This is a genomic window from Streptomyces sp. NPDC002446 (assembly GCF_053595675.1).
Genome location: NZ_JBSFYC010000164.1, coordinates 1 through 1,888 on the forward strand (window position 1 = coordinate 1; position 1,888 = coordinate 1,888).

A 1,888-nucleotide genomic window follows, 5' to 3' on the forward strand; every position below is an offset into this window, starting at 1 on the left:
ACCGGCCGCAAGATCATCATCGACACCTACGGCGGTATGGCCCGCCACGGCGGCGGCGCCTTCTCCGGCAAGGACCCGTCCAAGGTCGACCGCTCGGCCGCCTACGCCATGCGCTGGGTCGCCAAGAACGTCGTCGCCGCCGGGCTCGCAACCCGCTGCGAGGTCCAGGTCGCCTACGCCATCGGCAAGGCCGAGCCGGTCGGACTGTTCGTCGAGACCTTCGGCACCGCGACCGTCCCGCAGGCCGCCATCGAGCGGGCCATCTCCGAGGTCTTCGACCTGCGCCCGGCCGCCATCATCCGCGACCTCGACCTGCTCCGCCCGATCTACTCCCAGACCGCCGCCTACGGCCACTTCGGCCGCGAACTGCCCGACTTCACCTGGGAGAAGACCGACCGCGCCGAGCAGCTCAGGGCCGCGGCCGGACTCTGACCCGACCTCACCAACCGACGACCGGCCGCAGACCGGCCGGTCAACCCAACGGCCTCTGCCCCGGCCCACGCACCCAACGGGAGTGCTCACGTGCGTATCGCGGTGTCCGGCTCGATCGCCACCGACCATCTGACGGTGTTTCCCGGCAGGTTCACGGACCAGCTGATCCCCGGTCAACTGGACCATGTCTCCCTGTCGTTCCTCGTCGACGACCTCGAAGTACGGCACGGCGGCGTCGCCGCCAACATCGCCTTCGGGCTCGGCGGCCTCGGCCTCAGACCTCTCCTGGTCGGCGCGGTCGGCGCCGACTTCGGGCCGTACGAGGTGTGGCTCAAAGAACACGGCGTCGACACCGGCGGCGTCCTGGTCTCCGGCGAGCGGCAGACCGCCCGGTTCATGTGCACCACCGACCAGGACGCCAACCAGATCGCCGCGTTCTACACGGGCGCCATGGCCGAGGCGCGCGACATCGACCTGACGGCCCTGGTCGGGGACGCCTCGGCCGCCCCCGGCACCCGGCCCGACCTGGTGCTGATCGCGCCCAACGACCCCGAGGCGATGCTCCGCCACACCCGGCAGTGCCGGGAGCTGGGCATCCCGTTCGCCGCCGACCCCTCGCAGCAGCTCGCCCGCCTCGACGGCGCGCAGGTGCGAGACCTCGTGGACGGCGCCCGCTGGCTCTTCACCAACGAGTACGAGGCCGCCCTGCTGCTCGAACGCACCGGCTGGACCCGCGGCGAGGTCCTCGACCGGGTCGGCACCTGGATCACCACGCTCGGCGAGCACGGCGCTCGCGCCGAACGCGCAGACGGCACCTCCCTCCGCGTCCCCGCCGTGCCCGACGTCCCGGTCGCCGATCCGACCGGCGTCGGCGACGCGTTCCGCGCCGGTTTCCTCGCCGCCACCGTCCGGGGACTGGGCCTGACGGCCGCGGCCCGGCTCGGCTGCGCGGTCGCGGCCGAGGCGATCCGCACCGTCGGCTCCCAGACGTACCAGGCCACCCCCGGCCGGCTGCTCGCCAACCTCACGACCGCGTACGGCCCCGATGCCGCCGCGGAGATCGCACCCCACCTGGCCGCCGCGCCCGAGGGCGGCGACGCCTTGTGACAGCCGCTCCCGAAACCCTCCGGGAGGCACTCGCCACTCGCGTGGTGGTGGCCGACGGGGCGATGGGCACGATGCTCCAGGCCCAGGACCCGAGTCTGGACGATTTCCAGCAGCTGGAGGGCTGTAACGAGATCCTCAACGTCACCCGGCCGGACATCGTCCGGTCGGTGCACGAGGAGTACTTCGCGGTCGGCGTCGACTGCGTGGAGACCAACACGTTCGGCGCGAACTTCGCCGCCCTCGCCGAGTACGAGATCCCCGAGCGGGTCTTCGAGCTGTCCGAGGCCGGCGCCCGGATCGCCCGCGAGGTCGCCGACGAGTTCACCGCCTCGACCGGCCAGCAGCGCTA

At 72.5% G+C, this 1,888-nt stretch carries 3 protein-coding genes; all 3 read left to right on the plus strand.

Going from position 1 to position 1,888, the window contains the following annotated elements:
- Positions 1–432 (plus strand): methionine adenosyltransferase domain-containing protein (locus tag ACWD6P_RS36960; protein ID WP_451448602.1); only part of this gene is annotated, 432 nt, incomplete at its 5' end.
- 90 nt (positions 433–522) lie between these two features.
- Positions 523–1,539 carry a carbohydrate kinase family protein gene (locus tag ACWD6P_RS36965; protein WP_451448603.1) on the plus strand — a complete coding sequence of 339 codons (1,017 nt, stop codon included), beginning with the start codon at positions 523–525 and terminating at the stop codon, positions 1,537–1,539.
- Positions 1,536–1,888 (plus strand): homocysteine S-methyltransferase family protein (locus ACWD6P_RS36970; RefSeq protein WP_451448604.1); only part of this gene is annotated, 353 nt, incomplete at its 3' end. The genes ACWD6P_RS36965 and ACWD6P_RS36970, both read left to right, overlap by 4 nt.